At 41.4% G+C, this 18,593-nt stretch carries 17 protein-coding genes; 8 read left to right on the plus strand and 9 right to left on the minus strand.

All coding sequences use genetic code 11. The annotated features are described in order from the left end of the window. Window positions 1–62 precede the first annotated feature (62 nt). The 3 genes from HWQ44_RS08685 to HWQ44_RS08695 are packed head-to-tail and all read left to right on the plus strand — an operon-like array spanning window position 63 to window position 1,571. Window positions 63–902 (plus strand): urease accessory protein UreD, encoded by an 840-nt coding sequence (locus HWQ44_RS08685; protein WP_292717584.1) that lies wholly within the window; start codon window positions 63–65, stop codon window positions 900–902. Window positions 903–941: 39 nt separating this feature from the next. Next, window positions 942–1,244 carry an urease subunit gamma gene (ureA, locus tag HWQ44_RS08690; RefSeq protein ID WP_292717587.1) on the plus strand — a complete coding sequence of 101 codons (303 nt, stop codon included), beginning with the start codon at window positions 942–944 and terminating at the stop codon, window positions 1,242–1,244. Between the two features lie 21 nt (window positions 1,245–1,265). After that, window positions 1,266–1,571 carry an urease subunit beta gene (locus HWQ44_RS08695; RefSeq protein WP_190932845.1) on the plus strand — a complete coding sequence of 102 codons (306 nt, stop codon included), beginning with the start codon at window positions 1,266–1,268 and terminating at the stop codon, window positions 1,569–1,571. 155 nt (window positions 1,572–1,726) lie between these two features. On the opposite strand, the gene HWQ44_RS08700 is transcribed toward HWQ44_RS08695, so the two are convergent. Continuing rightward, entirely contained in the window at window positions 1,727–2,020 is a 294-nt protein-coding gene (locus HWQ44_RS08700) for a hypothetical protein (RefSeq protein ID WP_292717595.1), read from the minus strand. A 5-nt stretch (window positions 2,021–2,025) separates the two neighbouring features. Continuing rightward, window positions 2,026–2,265 (minus strand): hypothetical protein, encoded by a 240-nt coding sequence (locus tag HWQ44_RS08705; RefSeq protein ID WP_292717598.1) that lies wholly within the window; start codon window positions 2,263–2,265, stop codon window positions 2,026–2,028. Between the two features lie 65 nt (window positions 2,266–2,330). Here HWQ44_RS08705 and ureC point away from each other — a divergent pair, with 65 nt between their 5' ends. Beyond that, on the plus strand, window positions 2,331–4,046 hold the full coding sequence (gene ureC / locus HWQ44_RS08710; protein ID WP_292717600.1) for an urease subunit alpha: 1,716 nt from the start codon (window positions 2,331–2,333) through the stop codon (window positions 4,044–4,046). Window positions 4,047–4,158: 112 nt separating this feature from the next. Here the strand turns inward: ureC and HWQ44_RS08715 are convergent, their stop codons facing one another. Then, window positions 4,159–6,621, minus strand: coding sequence for an NACHT domain-containing NTPase (locus HWQ44_RS08715; protein WP_292717603.1), 2,463 nt, complete (start codon window positions 6,619–6,621; stop codon window positions 4,159–4,161). 464 nt (window positions 6,622–7,085) lie between these two features. Between HWQ44_RS08715 and HWQ44_RS08720 the strand changes: the two genes are divergently transcribed. Both HWQ44_RS08720 and HWQ44_RS08725 read left to right on the plus strand, forming a co-directional pair. Further along, complete coding sequence (locus HWQ44_RS08720) at window positions 7,086–8,225, plus strand: hybrid sensor histidine kinase/response regulator (protein ID WP_292717606.1); 1,140 nt, start codon at window positions 7,086–7,088, stop codon at window positions 8,223–8,225. Between the two features lie 190 nt (window positions 8,226–8,415). After that, window positions 8,416–9,798, plus strand: coding sequence for an aldehyde dehydrogenase (locus HWQ44_RS08725; RefSeq protein WP_292717608.1), 1,383 nt, complete (start codon window positions 8,416–8,418; stop codon window positions 9,796–9,798). Between the two features lie 104 nt (window positions 9,799–9,902). Here the strand turns inward: HWQ44_RS08725 and HWQ44_RS08730 are convergent, their stop codons facing one another. From HWQ44_RS08730 to HWQ44_RS08740, 3 genes are all read right to left on the minus strand, one after another. Beyond that, a complete protein-coding gene (locus HWQ44_RS08730; protein ID WP_292717611.1) occupies window positions 9,903–10,508 on the minus strand; it encodes a sulfite oxidase-like oxidoreductase in 606 nt (201 codons plus the stop codon). A gap of 308 nt (window positions 10,509–10,816) precedes the next feature. Continuing rightward, window positions 10,817–10,990 (minus strand): 50S ribosomal protein L32, encoded by a 174-nt coding sequence (gene rpmF / locus HWQ44_RS08735; protein WP_012407602.1) that lies wholly within the window; start codon window positions 10,988–10,990, stop codon window positions 10,817–10,819. Window positions 10,991–11,201: 211 nt separating this feature from the next. Further along, window positions 11,202–11,693 (minus strand): hypothetical protein, encoded by a 492-nt coding sequence (locus HWQ44_RS08740; RefSeq protein ID WP_292717614.1) that lies wholly within the window; start codon window positions 11,691–11,693, stop codon window positions 11,202–11,204. 200 nt (window positions 11,694–11,893) lie between these two features. Here HWQ44_RS08740 and HWQ44_RS08745 point away from each other — a divergent pair, with 200 nt between their 5' ends. Next, window positions 11,894–13,771: a caspase family protein gene (locus HWQ44_RS08745; RefSeq protein ID WP_292717617.1), complete on the plus strand. Its 1,878-nt coding sequence runs from the start codon at window positions 11,894–11,896 to the stop codon at window positions 13,769–13,771. Window positions 13,772–13,881: 110 nt separating this feature from the next. Here HWQ44_RS08745 and HWQ44_RS08750 read toward each other — a convergent pair whose 3' ends face one another. Next, entirely contained in the window at window positions 13,882–14,259 is a 378-nt protein-coding gene (locus HWQ44_RS08750) for a Mo-dependent nitrogenase C-terminal domain-containing protein (RefSeq protein ID WP_292717619.1), read from the minus strand. Window positions 14,260–14,779: 520 nt separating this feature from the next. Here HWQ44_RS08750 and HWQ44_RS08755 point away from each other — a divergent pair. Beyond that, window positions 14,780–15,406: a hypothetical protein gene (locus HWQ44_RS08755; protein ID WP_292717622.1), complete on the plus strand. Its 627-nt coding sequence runs from the start codon at window positions 14,780–14,782 to the stop codon at window positions 15,404–15,406. A 179-nt stretch (window positions 15,407–15,585) separates the two neighbouring features. On the opposite strand, the gene HWQ44_RS08760 is transcribed toward HWQ44_RS08755, so the two are convergent. Further along, window positions 15,586–17,355, minus strand: a complete 1,770-nt coding sequence (locus HWQ44_RS08760) for a ribonuclease J (RefSeq protein ID WP_292717625.1) — start codon at window positions 17,353–17,355, stop codon at window positions 15,586–15,588. A gap of 276 nt (window positions 17,356–17,631) precedes the next feature. Further along, a complete protein-coding gene (gene dapA, locus HWQ44_RS08765) occupies window positions 17,632–18,516 on the minus strand; it encodes a 4-hydroxy-tetrahydrodipicolinate synthase (protein ID WP_292717628.1) in 885 nt (294 codons plus the stop codon). Window positions 18,517–18,593: the final 77 nt, after the last annotated feature.

Below are 18,593 nucleotides of genomic sequence, written 5' to 3' on the forward strand. Positions count from 1 at the left end.
AAAGTAGCAGAGAATATATTAAATAAATATAAGGTATGTGAACTTTAATCTTGAATTTATAAATGACCTGCAATCCGCAAATAGCAGAAGGTTGGCATGGCAAACTTAATTTAGTTTATGCCGATCGCCAAGGTAAAACTCAATTAATTTATAATCACCAACAAGCGCCCTTGAAGGTACAACGCCCATTCTATCCAGAAGGGGAAAAAGTTTGTCATAGCGTAATTTTACATACAGCTGGGGGAATGGTAGGAGGCGATCACTTATCCTCTAACATCCATCTCCAACCCCAAACCCAAGCCTTAATCACTACAGCTGCTGCAAGCAAGATATACCGCAGCAATGGCTTACAAGCTAGACAAACCATCCAAATGCAAGTTGATGCTGGTGCTTGCTTAGAGTGGTTGCCGCAAGAGACAATTTTATTTAACGACGCGATTTATCGGCAAGATTTACGGGTAGAATTAGCAACCGGGGCTAGCTTTTTAGGCTGGGAAATTACCCGATTTGGTCGCAGTGCTAGAGGAGAAAAATTCTTACAGGGAGAATGGCGATCGCACACAGAAATTTGGCGAGAAGGTATTCCTCTATGGATTGATCAGCAATGGTTACGGGGTAGCGAAGAAATTTTTCACAGTCCCCACGGCTTGGCTGGAAAACCAATATTAGGTAGTTTAGTTTGGGTTGGTGGTGCAGTTTCAGCAGAAATTGTCGAAAAAACGCGAAATTTATGGGATGGGCAAGGAGAAGCGGGTGTTAGCCGATTGCAACATGGATTATTGTGTCGATATCGCGGTGCTTCTACGTCTGAGGTGAGAAACTGGTTTATTGATGTTTGGCAGTTGCTGCGAGTTTCTTTTTTGAATCGTGGTAATTGTATACCAAGAGTGTGGCAGGTTTAAACTAACCGCAGAGGCGCAGAGAACACAGAGGAGATAAGAATGCAACTTACGCCGCAGGAAAAAGATAAGCTATTAATTTTTACTGCTGCTTTATTAGCAGAAAGACGTAAAGGAAGGGGTTTAAAGCTGAATTATCCCGAAGCGATCGCGTATATTTCTGCTGCTATTTTAGAAGGTGCGAGAGACGGGCAAACTGTAGCTGAATTAATGAGTTATGGTACAACTCTATTGACGCGGGATGATGTTATGGAAGGGATACCAGAAATGGTGGATGAAGTGCAGGTAGAAGCAACTTTTCCTGATGGTACAAAATTAGTGACAGTACATAATCCCATTCGTTAATTTTTTAATTTTTAATTTATTATGATTCCTGGCGAAATTATCACACCAGCAGGTGAAATTGAACTAAATGTTGGTCGTCCAACGATAAAATTACAAGTGTCAAATACAGGCGATCGCCCCATACAAGTCGGTTCCCACTATCACTTTTATGAAGTTAACACCGCCTTAAACTTTGACAGAGAACAAGCGCGAGGAATGCGTCTCGATATCCCCGCAGGAACCGCAGTCCGCTTTGAACCAGGCGACGAAAAAGAAATAACTCTAATCCCCCTAGTTGGTACTCGCCAAGTCTACGGCTTCAACGCCAAAATCAACGGAAACCTCTAAAAACCTCCGCGTACCTCTGCGCTTCCCTCTGCGTTTAAAAAAGCTTATTGAATAGGTTTAATTTCAAACTCCAATTTGGAACGATAAAAACAAACATCGAATTCCAAAAAAAAATTAGTTTGTCCAAGAATTAAAGGAGCGTTAAGACTGCTTACCTATGCAAATACTAACTGCACAGAAGTAAAATTGCTAATTTCAGCCCTTGCGAAAAATGGTATGGCAGGTTGATTGCGGAGATTTCCTGCCAATTGAATAATAGCTTTACGCTCATCCCAAATCCCACCCAACTGAAGTCCTAGTTCATAAAGCATAACATTGACAGTAGCACCGCTATCAACTAAAGCATTTGCTTCTATGCTGTGATTTTCTCGACTTAAAACTAGGGGAATTCTGGGTAAACTATCAAATTCGTTTTGAGTGAAATTTGTAGTCGAATAATTAAACCGCATACAGGTTAATGAATGGAATCCTGTGATTTGAGTGCTTCCATCATGACTGTACCAGCCCCAAAGCTATTATAAGGAGTAGGTAAATCGTAGGTTTTGAAGGGTTCCAATGGAGAAATATCCTCGACTGTATCTAAATCTTCGGCAAGGATGCGAATTAGCTTGAGCTTTTCTGATGGAGAAAGCTTTCTAGCCATAGGAATTAGGTCTGCTAAGGTCATTCTGTCTACGCCTTCAAGAACGCTCATTTATAGCATAAACCCAAATATTGCTGAAAAATATTAAAATCAACACCATCGTCAGGAGTAGCATTATGCCTTACAGAATGGATCGCCGCGCCTATGCCGAAACCTACGGCCCAACAGTAGGCGATCGCATCCGACTTGCAGATACAGAATTATTTATTGAAGTTGAACAAGATTTCACCACTTACGGCGATGAAGTGAAATTTGGCGGTGGTAAAGTCATCCGAGACGGGATGGGACAATCCCCCATTTCTAACGCCGATGGTGCTGTAGATTTAGTAATTACTAATGCCTTAATTCTCGATTGGTGGGGAATTGTCAAAGCAGATATTGGCATTAAAGATGGCAAGATTTTCAAAATTGGTAAAGCCGGAAATCCTTATATTCAAAATAATGTAGATATTATTATTGGCCCCGGAACCGAAGCCTTAGCTGGTGAAGGAATGATTCTCACTGCTGGTGGTATCGATGCCCATATTCATTTTATTTGTCCTCAGCAGATTGAAGTGGCGATCGCTTCTGGTATTACTACCATGATCGGCGGCGGTACAGGCCCAGCTACGGGTACAAATGCCACTACCTGCACCCCCGGCCCTTGGAATATTTACAGAATGCTGCAAGCTGCTGATGCTTTTCCCGTCAACTTAGGATTTTTGGGTAAAGGTAACGCCAGTCAACCCCAAGGACTTATAGAACAAGTAGCCGCCGGTGCAATGGGGTTAAAACTACATGAAGACTGGGGAACCACACCCGCAGCAATTGATACTTGTCTCAGTGTTGCCGATGAATATGATGTGCAAGTAGCAATTCATACTGATACCCTGAACGAAGCCGGATTTGTCGAAGATACGATCGCTGCTTTTAAAAATCGTACCATCCATACCTACCACACTGAAGGCGCAGGCGGCGGACACGCACCAGATATCATCAAAGTTTGCAGCCAAGCCAATGTTCTGCCATCTTCCACCAATCCCACACGTCCTTACACCCTCAACACCTTAGACGAACATCTGGATATGTTGATGGTATGTCATCACCTCGATCCAGCGATCGCTGAAGATGTTGCTTTTGCCGAGTCTCGCATCCGCCGAGAAACCATTGCCGCCGAAGACATTTTGCACGACTTAGGCGCATTTAGCATGATTTCTTCCGATTCCCAAGCAATGGGAAGGGTAGGCGAAGTGATAATTCGCACGTGGCAGACATCTCACAAAATGAAGGTGCAACGAGGAACTCTTAACCCACAAGAAACTGAGCGAAAAGCAGATAATTTTCGTGCAAAAAGATATGTTGCTAAGTATACAATTAACCCTGCGATCGCTCACGGAATTGCTGAATATGTGGGTTCAGTGGAAGAGGGAAAATTAGCAGATTTATGTTTGTGGCGTCCTGCATTTTTTGGCGTGAAACCAGAGATAGTGATTAAAGGCGGAATGATTGCATGGGCGCAAATGGGCGATGCTAACGCCAGCATTCCCACACCGCAACCAGTGTATATGCGATCGATGTTTGGTAGTTTTGCAGGGGCGCGTCATACTACATCATTAACTTTTGTTTCCCAAGCAGCTTTAGAGAAAGAAATTCCCAGCCAGTTAGGTTTACAAAAGGCAGTAGTTGCAGTTTCGGGGACACGCCAATTGAGTAAGCGGGATATGAAGCTGAATGATGCACTACCCCACATAGAAGTAGATCCAGAAACATACCAAGTTAGGGCTGATGGAGAGTTGCTGATTTGTGAACCTGCAACAGTTTTACCAATGGCACAGAGGTACTTTTTGTTTTAATTCATCACAGCTCAATCTACTGAAGTCAGAATTTACCAAGAAATGATTATCGAAACTTCTAAAGACGTAGATAAAGGTTTAAAATGCAAAATTAGGAAATCTCTTTGTTATTTTACGTTTCTAATTTACTGATTGGTAATAGCAAGTTATGCTCAATTTCTTGTCTAATTTTCTCACTAATATTACAATCGCTGTCTAAGCAGTTTACCAGGAGTTTGTTACTATTATAATACTGCTTTAGTAGTTTAGCTTGTCTATAACTGAACTGCCAGTTATGACCAATATTACGATGTTCAATCATCAAAGCTATTAACTGCTCAGTCCAGGCTTGGCTATTTTCCTGCCACCATTCTCCAAATCCTTCTAATTTTTCAAATAGGTATTCCCATTCTGGTATTGCCTGATTGAGTTTATCTCGTAGCAACTGCAATGCAGTCCTAAATTCTGATTGAAAAGAAGAAGCTAAACCAATAGCATTCCCAAGAAAATCGTCAATATCAGCTAGCTTACACCAAGCATAATCCCGATCAAGAAATGCTTGTACACGGGATGATTTATCAATAGTTTCATCATGAATATCAGTAGCATCAAGACGTTGAGAAAAAGCATTAGCTAGGTCATCACTAAGAACAAGACTATTTGTGAGAACCTCATTGAGTAACCAATCTACCTCTATATCATCTAAAGTATCTTCTGAATCCCATCCAAGAGGATTATCTAAATCATATAAAGTATTTCCTGAATCCCCTTCAAGAGTATTATCTAATTTATTTTGTTCACTATCTAAAGTCATTTTAAAATATAATGCTCTGATAGCTGCTGGCTTGTAAAAAGATTCAAATGAACTAGATTTACAATCAAGCCATTCTAAAAAATGCTGTAATTTTTCATCTGAAGCAGCTAAATTATCAATTTTCCGCTTCATTAATAATACTAAATTATCTGGGTTTTCCATAACTCCAACTGTAAGTAAAAATACCTCCTGCCAGCGTTTTTCATTGATGTGATGCACTAAATTTTTATATGCTAAAGTAGCTACAATTTTTCTAGCACAAAAATACTCTTGAAAAGTCAGATGCGAAAAAGAATAAATTCCTTTTGCTCTTTCCACCAGTAACCCATGCTGGGCTTCAATAGATTTCAAAACGTCTTCGCTATCAACTTGCAAAACCTCTGGTTCTAAATTAGCATCCTGTAAATTACTGATAAACTTGGCGATATATGCCTCTACAGTTTTTTGTTTAAAAAAATAGTCTTTCTGCTCAAAGGTAGTAAAAGCAATTTCACTTAGTAAATCTTCTTTACAGTACAAAGATAAATTTTTATAAACTTGATTGCGCTCAATGTTCCGTTTAGCGTCCCATTTCTTAAGTAATATATCCAACCCTTCTTTATAAAGTTCTGAACGGTTTGCTGGAAAATCTTCGTTTTCCTCAAATACCAGACACAGCAAGGTTAGCAATAGTGGATTAGTTGCCAGTTCAAAAATTCGTTTGTTTGCTTGTAGTTTTTCAATAAATATTTCAGCTTTCACTTGGCAGATTAAGCGGAACCAGTTGTGAGCAAAAATGGCAATCTGTTCTTCGTCAAAATCTGCTACTTCCACTTCAGTAAACTGTTCAAAAGTGTATTTTTGGGCAGCTATCCGACAGGTTATAACAAATTGATTGGTGTGGAACTGTTCGGAAATATTCCGAGTTTGCCATAAAATACGCTTTGTATCTTCTTCTCTAACTTCATCCAGACCATCCAGTAAAACCAAAACTTTACCCTGTCTCAACAGGTGCTCAGTTTTCACGCTGCTATCGTGGATACCACAGATAAGTAATTGTTGAGTAATGTACTGGAGAATATCTAGTTGTTTAGGGTCTTGTGCGAAGTCCTTGAGGATGATAAATACGGGAACTCGGTTTGTCAAAAACTGCCCTTCGATGCAGTGCATCGCTAAATACTTCAAAAATGTAGTCTTTCCTGCGCCCGGTTTACCTAAAACCATTAGTTTATTATGATGCTGCACTGCTTGCAGACCTGGTACTCGCTTCTCACTGGGTTTGTGAAGTCCAAAATGATCAAAGTCCTCCCGATCAAACTTTTGCAGCAGTTGCCCAATTTTCATTCGCCTGCGTTTTGTAGTTTTCTCCAGAATGTTGACGTTAGTATAGATGCCTCGCTCTCCAGTTAACTCAATAGGCTGATCCATATCCAGCACACGCATCGTTCCACACTTTTCTTTAATGTTGGGTTTAACCTGTTCGCGGATTTCTTGAACTAGAGCCTCAATATCATCCTCTGCAACGTTAGCAGTTGATCTACCAGAAGGTTTCTGCTGGGAATATCGCTTTTGTAGATACTCCCGCAAGCGGCTTTCTTTCACAGGCCCACTGCCGCAAATACTGAACTTTTTGTAAATCCCTGTCAGGCAACTACTTAGATTGCTCTCAGAGATGTGAAATGCTTGTGTAACTTCAACTCGGCTCTTGCTATTACCAAAGATTTCCACAAAAACTGCCTTTTCTCTATTTGACAATTCGCTGTATTGCTCTAGTTGTGTCAGGAAGTCTTTTGGTAACAACATATACCTATTATAAAATCAGCTTCAAGTTCAGTTTAGCGTGCGTTTCAAGCAGAATACGGCAAGTCATCAGATGTCAAGACAAGTCAATCTAAGTCACTACAAGTCAAATAAATAACTACAAAATAAAATTACGACATTGAACTCAGTCAAGCAACTGAGGCGATCGCAATGTTAGAAATATTAATTACTCTGATTCTCAAGAAATCTATTGAAGTTATCCTAGTGCTATTGCTGAAAAAAATCTGGGCATGGCTGCTGAGGGATGAAAGCTTTCAATGTCTCAACCACTTTCTGAAAATGCAGATTCTCATACTCTATCTTGATTGGATTTTGCTCAAAACATCTCTAAAGTCTCTGCCTGAGCCAACAAAAGAGAACGATTCAAACACATATAGCTAGACAAATTGTTACAAATACAGCTAGCCTTATCAAAAATTTACTTTTACCCCATACCCTGCATCTATATGACTTCACAATCTTCTCGCTCTGACAAAATTCTAGTTGTCGATGACTCTCCTGATAACGTGTTTTTGATCAAAACTATTTTGGAGGAAGAAGGTTACACAGTTAGCACCGCAGAAAATGGTATTTCAGCCTTGGCAGAATTGAAAGCTTCTCCTTGTGACTTGGTTCTACTGGATCTAATGATGCCAGGTATGGACGGTTACGAAGTCACTAAACACATTCGTGGAGAGATGAAATTGACGCAATACATCCCCATATTGCTGATCACTGCCCACGATACGCCCAACGTCGCCCACGGATTAGACTTGGGGGCTGATGATTTTATCCGCAAACCTGTAACAGTAGATGAATTGCTGGCACGAGTGCGATCACTCCTACGTTTGAAGCATAGTATGGATGAACGTGATGAAATTGCCCGCCAGCGAGAAGATTTTGTCTCCCGTCTCACTCACGACTTACGTACTCCCCTAGTAGCCGCTGATCGCATGTTGATGCTATTTCAGCAAGGTGCGTTGGGAACATTATCAACGCAAATGCAGGAAGTAATCGCCATCATGGCCCGTAGCAATATCAACCTGCTTTCTATGGTGAATACCTTATTGGAAGTTTATCGCTTTGAAGCAGGTCGCAAAAGTTTGGCATTTCAACCAGTTAATCTGAGCCAATTGCTAGAAGAGGTAACTGGAGAATTATCACCCTTAGCTCAAGACAAAGCACTGTCGCTAAGTGTGGATTTTACCCAAGAATCAAACACAGTCATGGGCGATCGCTTGGAACTGCATCGTCTATTTACCAACCTCATAGGCAATGCGATCAAATTTACCGACTCTGGTTCTGTGACTATTCGTCTTACTTCTCAACGCCAGTTCGATAAAAGTAATCAATCTCTGTTATCTGAAAAATCCAATTCCGTTGACTACATTAGAATTGAAATAGCAGATACAGGCCCAGGTATTCCCCCTGAAGAACAAGCCACCATCTTTGAACGATTTCGCCAAGGCAGCCACAAAACTTCTGGTAGTGGCTTAGGACTGTACCTTGCTCGTCGAATTGTCGAGGCACATCAAGGCATAATTCTGCTTAATTCCGAGTTGGGCAAAGGTAGTGTATTTATTGTTCTTCTACCCACCCAAGTATGAGAAAATTAGTAATTATAAATTATGAATTGTATAGTTTTTATCCTAAAAATTCATAATTTATAACCTTACTACTATCTACCAAGAATTTAAAGTAAATATTCCAATTAGAAAATCAAAGGCTAAAAATTGACGAATAAAATATGCTGAGATAATAGCATTAGCATTAAATAGTTTTTTATAGGACACAATAATGATTACCACTGAATTATCTAAAATTGACAATATTATCCAGAATCAGCGAGAGTTTTTTCAAACGGGCAAAACTAAAGATGTAACTTTTCGCATTGAAAAACTGAAAAATCTTAAGCAAGCAATCATTGAACATGAACAGTCAATAGTCGAGGCTTTAAAAGCGGATTTACATAAACCGGAATTAGAAACTTACCTTACAGAAATCAGCGTAATTAAGGATATTGATTACACTATAAAACATCTTCAAAACTGGAGTAAGCCCAAGAAAGCAGCGGTTTCCTGGGATTTTTTTTCATATTCAGCGAAAATTTATCCAGAACCATTAGGGGTTGTCTTAATTATTGGGCCTTGGAACTATCCATTTCAGTTAATTATTTCACCGTTAATAGGTGCGATCGCAGCCGGTAATTGTGCAATTATCAAACCTTCAGAAATTGCTTCTCATACTTCTGATGTCATTGCTAAGATTATTGCCAAACATTTTGACCCTGCTTATCTTACAGTGGTTGAAGGAGGCGTGGAAGCAAGTCAAAAACTACTTGCAGAAAAGTTTGACCATATCTTTTTTACTGGTGGCATAGCCGTTGGCAAAATCATTATGGCAGCAGCGGCAAAATATCTCACCCCAGTGACTTTAGAATTGGGTGGTAAAAGTCCTTGTATTGTAGATACTGACATTAATGTTGAACACACTGTCAGACGAATAACTTGGGGCAAATTTATTAATGCTGGACAAACTTGTATCGCCCCCGATTATCTTTTAGTTAATAAAAAAATCAAAAAAGATTTAATAGATGGGCTGGAAAAATCCTTAAAAGAATTTTATGGCGAGAATCCTGTAAACAGTCCTGATTATGCCCGGATTATTAGTGAAAAACACTTTGATAGGTTGGTTAACTTTCTTAAAGACGGTGAAGTTATCATCGGTGGAGAAAATCAACCTTCAGAGCGTTATATCGCCCCAACACTGATTGATAATGTCTCTTTAGATGATTCTGTAATGCAAGAAGAGATTTTTGGCCCTATTCTACCTGTAATTGAATATACTGATATTGCAGAAGCGATCGCTTTGATTAACTCTAGACCCAAACCCTTGGCGTTATACTTATTTTCTCAAGACAAAAACCTGCAAAAGCGAGTTTTGCAGGAAACTTCCTCTGGTGGAGTCTGTATTAACGATACAGTGATGCAGGTTGGTGTTTCGTCTTTACCATTTGGTGGGGTGGGAGATAGCGGTATTGGCAACTATCATGGCAAAGCTAGTTTTGACACTTTTTCCCATAAAAAAAGTGTATTGCAAAACTCCTTCTGGCTCGATTTAAAATGGCGATACGCTCCATATCAGGGAAAATTGCCATTCATAAAGAAACTTCTGGGTTAAAAAAAGTTATGAGTTAGGAGTTATGAGTTGGGAGTTATAAGTGAGAAATAAAAATCTATAACTCCTAACCCTGCCAATTTTGAATTTTTCCTTCAATCCAAAATCTAAAACCCAAAAGCGTTGCTGTAACGCTCTTCAGCCCAAGGTTCACCACGGCGATGGTAACCATTCCGCTCCCAAAAACCAAGTTCTTCTCCAGCTAAAAATTCTAAACCATTAATCCATTTAGCACTTTTCCAAGCGTAGAGATGGGGAACAACTAGCCGCATCGGGCCACCGTGTTCAGCTGAAAGGTCTTCACCAAAGACTTTAAAGGCAAAGAAGTTTTCTTCGCGCATAAAATCTTCTACAGAAATATTGGTAGTGTAGCCGCCATAGCAGTGTTCCATAATGTGGGCTACCTTGGGGTCTAACTCAATCAAACCCATAAAATCTGTAACTTTAATGCCAGTCCATTTGACATCGAGTTTAGACCAGCGCGTTACACAGTGGAAGTCCGCTGTGAATTCGTGTTGAGGTAGCGCCATAAAGTCTGACCAACTAAAGGTAGCGGGTTTTACTAAACCCCAAACTCGAAACTCCCATTCCTCAGTGCTAACTTGGGGAGTTGCACCGTAAGTTAATACGGGGAAACCTTTAGCTAAGTGTTGACCAGGAGGGACACGTTCCCCCTCTTCTTTCCCTGGTTTCTGAAAAAATTTTCCTAGCATAGTTGGAGAAAAATAAGTTTTCTCAAGGTATTTACAAGCTTTTTTGCTGAGTTGCCAACACTACCAGATGTTTTACTTTTTATATGATTACTTGATCATTACCTATGAATGATAGGTAATGGGTAATAGATGTTCCCAATTACTCACTACCAATTTTTTTCGATCTAATGAGCTTATGTAGAGTGTCTATGATTCATAATGCAATCAGGAAAGCTAAGAAAAAGCGTTTATCCATTGGTAATAAGTTTGATTGTTGACTTTGGCAATCAAATCTATCGGCGCTGTTCATGCTTTTCCTGACTGGGAAATTATGATTCTTCTTCCTCTTCTTCAGCAGTTGGATATACAAATGTAGAACGTCCAGTCAAAATCGACTTGCCCAGAGAGAGGGCTTTCTGAGCTTCGACGACGGCTTTGTGCCTCCAGGTAGCTCGACGTTTATCTCGTTTTGATTTGGAAGTTTTCTTCTTAGGAACAGCCATGTCAGCAGATATCGCGATTCTTGACAACCTTCTTATTCTAGGCCATCCACTGACGCCAAGGACAACAGTTGAGTGAGGAATTAAGTAAGTTGGATTAAGACTGACGCAAAGACGTGGAGACAGAAGGACTTACAAGAGTGACTTCTTTGCATCTCCCTTGAAAAAAGTCCAAGCCTTGGCTTGGACTTTTCTCCGTGTCAAGCTAAACCCGTCATTTTTGAGGTGACACACTGCTAGCTGCTGGAACTGGATTAGAGCTATTTTCAAAGAAAAGTAGCGATCGCGCAGTTTTGAAGTAAGTGGCCCAATTTTGAGCATCAGGGCGCGATCGCCATTCTGGACGACTAACTTCTAATGTCAGAACTGGTGCGATCGCGCCATAATTTTGTACGGACACAATGATGGAAACATCTGTCACCAAAATATCTTGATCGAAGCTCCTTTGAGCAGCTGCCCTAGCGGCCGCTTCCGCTCTCCTGAGAACGGTTTCATAGTTTTCTTCCGGCAGGCGGTCAATAGCTAGATCAACTCTAGCGGTGTAAGCTCGCACAACCTGCGGTGCGATCGCTTCCGTTAAAAACCAAGTAGGAACGGTAGATATGAGCAAAACTACTAAAGGAACTATCCGGATTCTTCTGGCAATTTGGCTAATAACTGAAAAGGGAGTGATCGATGATGGTAGGTGAGCAGAAATCTTGCTCATGACCTTCTATCTCCTTAGTGATGATCTGTTATTGAAATTAGGTAAAAGGTATTTTCCGACCAGCTAACGTAATAAAAATTACATTCTAACTTAAGATTCGATCTGAATCACCTAGACTATAAGACATAGGTTAGCTTTGTTTTTTTGGCAAAGCCAACCGCAATTTTAAGACCAGCAAACAATAACTGACAAAGAGCGGGATGGCAAATTACTGGGCGATCGCGATTGGCATCAATCAATATCAGTTATTTCAACCTTTAAGTTGTGCCCAAGCGGATGCTGAGGCACTAGAAGATTTTTTGGTGACAGAGGCAGGTTTTGTCCCCAAACACTCTCTGTTAATGACAGATACTTCGCCGCCGATTGAGGGTAGATCAACTTACCCGACGAAGGAGAATATTTTGCTGCTACTTGAGGACTTAGCAGCGACGAGTTGGCAACCAGAAGACTATCTGTGGTTATTTTTTAGCGGTTATGGAGTCAACTACAAGGGCAAAGATTACTTAATGCCAGTAGAGGGAAACCCCGAACTCGTGCAAGAGACTGGCATAGAATTGCGATCGCTAATGCAAAGTCTGCAACTTGCCGATCTGAATGTATTGCTACTACTTGATATCAACCGTGCCTTTGGCACTCAAGCGGATGCTCCTGTTGGTGAAGAAACAATAGAACTAGCCCAAGAGCTACAACTCGCGACAATTCTTTCTTGCCAACCAGAGCAATTTTCCCATGAGAGTAGCGAATTAGGTCACGGATTCTTCACAGCAGTTTTGTTAGAAGCTTTACGTTCTGGGAATGGCAGCAACTTGGCAGATTTAGAAAGCTACTTAAGCCTGATCATGCCAAAATTATGTCACCACCACTGGCGTCCTGTCCAAAACCCTGCCACTATTATCCCATCAAGGCAGCAAGTAATCTTGCCAAAATTGGCAGTGGAAAGCGACTTTCAAGCAGAACCGATGATTTATCCTGAAGAATCCTTTGCCGTTGCCCTTGCAGCTCCTCCCCTCGATGATTATTCTAGAACTTCAGCAGAACGGGGCAGATGGGGAGAAGCTAGTGTGAACTCCTCGCAACAGATGAAGGGTCAAAAAGTTCAGGAGTCAGGTGGCAGCTTAGTTTCCCAGCCAATGCCGGAAACTTCCTTGGGAGTGAATACCAGAGGAAGATTTATCCCCAATTCTTCCCAAGGCTACGTCTCGCGATTGCCTGCGAATCAGCCAAGTATCCCTTTTTGGAAACAGTTTATCTTATGGGGCGGAGGCAGCTTGCTGGTAGCAGGTTTAATCGCCGTAGTTTTTCTGCGTAATCAAGAAACTTTTAGAATTAAGCAAATATCAAGGACATCACCCAATGCTACTGTTAGCGATCGCCAAGTTATCAAGAATTTACCAAGCGATGTCTCCGACGGGCTACGCCTACGCACTCCACCAGTTAGACTCAAAAATCAATCTAGCGCCCAAATAGTCTCTAGTTCCGAGTCAAAAAAGCGGAATCAAGCAGTATTAGACCTGGCGAAAATGTCGCTCAGACAAACTCAGGCGAGCGATTTGAGCATGGCGATCGCTACAGCCCGAAAAATTCAATCGGGTGAACCACTGTACGAACAAGCTCAAGAGAATATTCAGATTTGGAGCCAGATGATTTTAGATTTAGCAGAGGGTCGTGCTAAACAAAGACAGTATGCCAGCGCTATTGCTGCGGCTCGACTAATTACCAAATATGAAGCCCCCTACGCCAAAGCACAAGCAGCAATTAACCTGTGGCGGTTAGAGGGTAAGCAATATGTGAGTAACAAAACTCTTTTAGATGCAGCTAATGCCTTAATTAAGTCTGAACAGGCATCTACCTACAATCGGGCGATCGAAGTTGCCAAGAAAGTACCAGCCGAGCAACCAGGCTTCGATACAGCCCAGAAATCGATCAACAAATGGAGTGAGAAAATTTTAGACCTGGCCAAGCGTCGCGCCACCGAAGGAGAACGAAATGCCGCAATTGCGACCGCTGCTTTAGTGCCAGAGGAAACAGCCGCTTATGAAGATGCTCAGGATGCCATTCAAAAATGGCAAAAGAAATAGTAAAAAAATAATAAAAAATGGTTAGGAGTTAGGAATTAGGAGTTATATTATTGATCCCCGACCTTTTACTCCTGACTCCTAACTTTTTCCTCAGCGTTCATATCTCAGTATTAGCAGTACTGCGATACATCTTCGCCACAGTCGTCGGCTAGATAGCACAACGCTCGGAAACGTAAACCAACCACTTCTTCATATAAGGGGTTGAGTTTGCACATGGGTGGGATGTGAAACAAGGTCTTCCCAAATAATTTGACATCACGCTCAAAGGGGCACTGAGATGGAATCAGTTTACACAAACGGTGAGCTAGTTGGCGATCGCGGACTTGAATGTTTTCTACTCGCTGCCGTAGGGGTTGGAGAATATCCCAGTAAGGCTTGGAAGGAGAATGGTTTAGCTGGGTTGCTTTATGGTCAGTAGTCTCTGCTTGATTGATTGATACCCAGCTAGCCAGAAAAATCTTTTTGGTGGTATTGTCGAATACCTTCATGGTTAACCCTCTGTGTTATTGAGGCTATTCACCTTTTTGATGAATATATACAACGTGGCAACGAACTTTCCCGGAAAAATCGCGTTCTGACTGCGATATAATGTAATACCTGATTAGCCACTTAAGTCAGAACCTAATTTATTACTACGTCAAGTTAATCGCAATTTTCTGGGGATCGGTAGTGTAATATTACGATCTTGTTCATAACTTGACACAGTTTAAATTTTAATAAAGACATCCATCATTGGATAGGTTTTAGTGTAACATTTACAGAACTTAATATAAGGTCTTTCGGAAAGTATTTTTGCTAAGTAAAAACATCAGTAATATCCTAGAAGGCATTTTTCCTTTCCGTGTTCCCACTTTCTCACATAAGTGTGTCTTGTTCATCGCTGGCTGAATGCCTTAGCAGTAGTGATTTTTGATCGATTAGCATCGATTGCATTTCACAAAACTTAGGTTTGCGGTGGCAATTTGAGAGTGATATAGTCTGAAGCGTTAACATCAGATGAGCTTGCTTATGGGTGTTTCTGTACTCTACAGCGCAATTCCTCCTGACAGTCTGCTGTACGCACGCCTTCAGAGTCAAAAGGCACTCAGCATCCTTGTAGTTTCTCTTTTCCCCTATGGCTGCGGTATTTTCCGCTTTTTTGAGATTGAGCCTGAAGAGATTAATGAAATCCTTGAAGATGTTATTGAAACACACCAAGAGACTTTTGGATCTGAACTAGAAGCAGATCGGGTAATCGCACAATTCCGGTCTGAGTTAAGGCTTACTCGTCAAGCCTATCCAGGGATTGAAGATAGAAGAACATCACTAGAAAAATCATCTGTTGAAATCGAGAAACGATTGTCGCAAGAGCTATCGAGAAGAAAGTTTGCGAATGCCCATAAGATTGTTGAAAAGCTCATGTTCGGAGATCAAACTCTTGCTCCAACTCTGTTGTCAGCAGATGAGTCATTGGGACTTATATCCCGTGAGCTAGTCAGTGAAGGAGCAGGCATTTTGCGACAGATCGATCCTGAAACACTGTTTGCAAGAGATGAAGGTCGAGAAAGATGGTATCTTGACCACTTTGAGCGGTGGAGAGATTTGTATCTTTCAGCAGCCGAGAAAAATGAGGAGATATTGGTTGGAGTTGCTTGAGGCGAGAGCAACCTAACAAGTTAGATCGCCTCCAATAACTATAGATAATTTCTATACCCATGATAAAAGAAAGCGCAAAGACGTTCAGAAAAATTCTGTGCCTTTGCTTTCATTGAAGTTTGAGCGGTGAAAACCACTGCTCAAACTTCTATCTGTATGAAATTTTTACCTTAAATTCTCTATGATGCTACCTGAGCAGCAGTCCGAGTCCGCCGTCTTCTCCCATCGGCAACTTTTACAGGTGGCTCATCAGGGATTTGCATCAATAAAGTCACAGATGGCTGACATTGCAATTCCCGACGGATGGAACGTTGCAATTCTCGTTCTAAAGTTCCTTGCAATCCACCCCAGTCTATATCTGCTGCTTCACCACCAGGAGCAAATTCTGTCCAGCGCACAGTGAGGATTTCTTCAATGCGTTGTTTTACCCAAGTTTGTAACAGCGATCGCTCTACACTTGTCACTACACCCCGTAGGTGAATTTCTGGTTTTGCCAACAGTTTACCATTCCAATCAATGGCAGCTGCGATCGTGATAATGCCTTCTGAAGCCATACGTTGCCGTTCTTGCAGCACTTTGGCACTTACCATGCCCGAACTAGTAGTATCCACCAATTCAATACCAGATGGTACTTTACCAGCGACGCGAATAGCATCTTCAGTCAGTTCGACAATATCACCATTCTGAATAATGATCATGTTTTCTGCAGGAATGCCCATACTCTGAGCCGTTTCTGCGTGCTTCACCAGCATCCGATGTTCGCCGTGGAATGGCACAAAGAATTTGGGTCGAGTTAAGGCAATCATCAGCTTTTGTTCTTCCTGACAGCCGTGACCGGAGACGTGAATCCCTTTATCGCGCCCATAGACCACTTTCGCACCTTGAATCATCAATTTATCAATGGTGTTGACTACTGCGATCGTATTTCCGGGAATTGGGTTAGCAGAGAATACTACCGTATCTCCTTGGCGGATTTTAATGTGAGGATGTTCTTTGTTAGCAATGCGGGTCATTGCTGCCATCAATTCACCCTGAGAACCTGTAGTTAAAACCAGTACTCTCTCATCGGGTAGATTGCGGACTGCGTGCAATGGTTGCAGCAAATTATCTTCACATTTGATGTAACCTAAATTGCGGGCATGAGCAATCAAGTTCAGCATCGAACGCCCGACAACCGTCACTACACGGTTCTGCTTCTTGGCGATATCCAAAATCATGTTGATGCGATGGACACTAGAAGCAAAGGTAGTGACAAATAATCGCCCTGGAGCTTGACTAAATACTCTCTCCAGATTGGGATAAACTGAACGTTCCGAAGGTGTAAATCCTGGCACTTCTGCGTTAGTGGAATCACTCAGTAAACAAAGAACACCTTTTTCCCCATGTTCTGCTAGGCGTTGCAAGTCAAACTTTTCACCATCCACTGGGGTATGGTCAATTTTAAAATCCCCTGTGTGAATGACTACACCCAGGGGAGTATGAATAGCAACAGTGAAACTATCAGCGATTGAGTGGGTGTTGCGGATATATTCAACTAAAAAGTTTTTGCCAATCCGCACCACATCACGTGGTAGAACTGTTCTAATTTCTGTGCGATCGCGGACTCCTGCTTCTTCCAATTTACCTTCTAGCATTGCCATTGCTAGTCTGGGCCCATAAATCACCGGAATATCAAATTGCTTGAGATGAAAAGCAATCCCGCCAATATGGTCTTCATGACCATGAGTAACGATCATCCCTTTAATTTTGTGGCGATTTTCCCGTAGATAGGTCGTATCTGGCAGAACAATATTGACTCCATGCATCGCCTCTGTGGGAAAAGCCAATCCTGCGTCTAACAAGATAATTTCATCGTCATACTCAAAAAGACAGGTATTTTTACCAATTTCATGCAAACCGCCCAAAGGAATAATTTTCAAGGCGGAATTATTAGCTTCGTTTTTAGCCATTTTCTCCTTAGATTGTTACTTGTGGTTAATTAAGTTGATAGTTAACGAACTTGCATTTAAGACATCATCTGTCTCTTAAGTCAGTCTGAAAGCAATCAAGTTTTAATTGAAGATTTCAATTTTTTATTCAATAAAATCGACTGTATACTCAAGGATTCATAGTATATCTATCAGTCCTAGCACAGGTTTTTAAATTGCAACTTATGAACAATTATGATCATTGTTTATATGTATCTTTGGTAAGGAGTAGATTACCAACGCTTAACTAGCTGGTGGCTAGATTAAACTAAGTTCTTTTAGAACCGCTTCTAACTTTTGACTGACTTCTAAATCAGCTTCACATAGCGGCGGACGAGTTGAACCAACCTCCCAACCTTGAAGTTTCAGTGCTTTTTTCACTGGAATGGGATTTGAAGTGAGAAATAGAGCTTTAAACAACGGGAAGAGTTGGAGATGAATGTCGCTTGCTACCTCAATTTTACCCGCGTTAAAAGCTTGGATCATCTGCTGTAGTTGGTTTCCTACCAGATGAGAAGCCACACTTACCACACCCTTTGCCCCGATCGCTAACAAGGGCAAAGTCATGTAATCATCACCAGAATAGATGTGGAATTCTTTTGGTGTCAAGCGACGAATTTCGCTTGCCTGATCTATATTACCAGTGGATTCTTTAATCCCGACAATATTGCTAACTTCAGCTAACCGGGCAACTGTTTCTGGCTGAAGGTTTTGTCCGGTACGACCGGGGACATTATATAACAACAATGGTAGGTCGGGACAGGCTAGTGCTATCGCCTTAAAATGCGCTTCCAATCCCGCCTGTGGCGGTTTGTTGTAATAAGGAACAACTTGTAAGGAACCATGTACTCCTATTTTAGACGCTTTTTGGGTGGCTGCGATCGCTTCTTTAGTGGAATTTGATCCACAACCTGCGATTACCTTGGCTTTTCCGGCCACGGACTGCAATACCTCGACAAACAACTGGTATTCTTCATCCCAACTTAGTGTTGGGGATTCTCCTGTTGTGCCGCACATCACCAATGTATCTGTACCGTTGTTAGCTAGATGCGCCGCCAGTTTTGCCGCTACATCGTAGTTGACACTACCATCTGCTTTAAACGGCGTAATCATAGCGGTTAAAACATTGCCAAAATCTCCCACCCTTTTTCACTCCTGATTACCCATGTTTTTGTATCTTGGTGGTTTTCTATTGTAATAACCTATCTGCAAATTGCTTT

Origin of the sequence: Nostoc sp. JL34, from assembly GCF_017114945.1 — a bacterium.
In the GTDB taxonomy this organism is placed as follows: Bacteria; Cyanobacteriota; Cyanobacteriia; order Cyanobacteriales; family Nostocaceae; genus Nostoc.

Bases quoted from the DNA above. Each gene is read 5' to 3' on its own strand.
- HWQ44_RS08685 (WP_292717584.1), top strand. From the start codon at position 63: ATGACCTGCAATCCGCAAATAGCAGAAGGTTGGCATGGCAAACTTAAT.
- ureA (WP_292717587.1), top strand. From the start codon at position 942: ATGCAACTTACGCCGCAGGAAAAAGATAAGCTATTAATTTTTACTGCT.
- HWQ44_RS08695 (WP_190932845.1), top strand. From the start codon at position 1,266: ATGATTCCTGGCGAAATTATCACACCAGCAGGTGAAATTGAACTAAAT.
- HWQ44_RS08700 (WP_292717595.1), bottom strand. From the start codon at position 2,020: ATGCGGTTTAATTATTCGACTACAAATTTCACTCAAAACGAATTTGAT.
- HWQ44_RS08705 (WP_292717598.1), bottom strand. From the start codon at position 2,265: ATGAGCGTTCTTGAAGGCGTAGACAGAATGACCTTAGCAGACCTAATT.
- ureC (WP_292717600.1), top strand. From the start codon at position 2,331: ATGCCTTACAGAATGGATCGCCGCGCCTATGCCGAAACCTACGGCCCA.
- HWQ44_RS08715 (WP_292717603.1), bottom strand. From the start codon at position 6,621: ATGTTGTTACCAAAAGACTTCCTGACACAACTAGAGCAATACAGCGAA.
- HWQ44_RS08720 (WP_292717606.1), top strand. From the start codon at position 7,086: ATGACTTCACAATCTTCTCGCTCTGACAAAATTCTAGTTGTCGATGAC.
- HWQ44_RS08725 (WP_292717608.1), top strand. From the start codon at position 8,416: ATGATTACCACTGAATTATCTAAAATTGACAATATTATCCAGAATCAG.
- HWQ44_RS08730 (WP_292717611.1), bottom strand. From the start codon at position 10,508: ATGCTAGGAAAATTTTTTCAGAAACCAGGGAAAGAAGAGGGGGAACGT.
- rpmF (WP_012407602.1), bottom strand. From the start codon at position 10,990: ATGGCTGTTCCTAAGAAGAAAACTTCCAAATCAAAACGAGATAAACGT.
- HWQ44_RS08740 (WP_292717614.1), bottom strand. From the start codon at position 11,693: ATGAGCAAGATTTCTGCTCACCTACCATCATCGATCACTCCCTTTTCA.
- HWQ44_RS08745 (WP_292717617.1), top strand. From the start codon at position 11,894: ATGGCAAATTACTGGGCGATCGCGATTGGCATCAATCAATATCAGTTA.
- HWQ44_RS08750 (WP_292717619.1), bottom strand. From the start codon at position 14,259: ATGAAGGTATTCGACAATACCACCAAAAAGATTTTTCTGGCTAGCTGG.
- HWQ44_RS08755 (WP_292717622.1), top strand. From the start codon at position 14,780: ATGGGTGTTTCTGTACTCTACAGCGCAATTCCTCCTGACAGTCTGCTG.
- HWQ44_RS08760 (WP_292717625.1), bottom strand. From the start codon at position 17,355: ATGGCTAAAAACGAAGCTAATAATTCCGCCTTGAAAATTATTCCTTTG.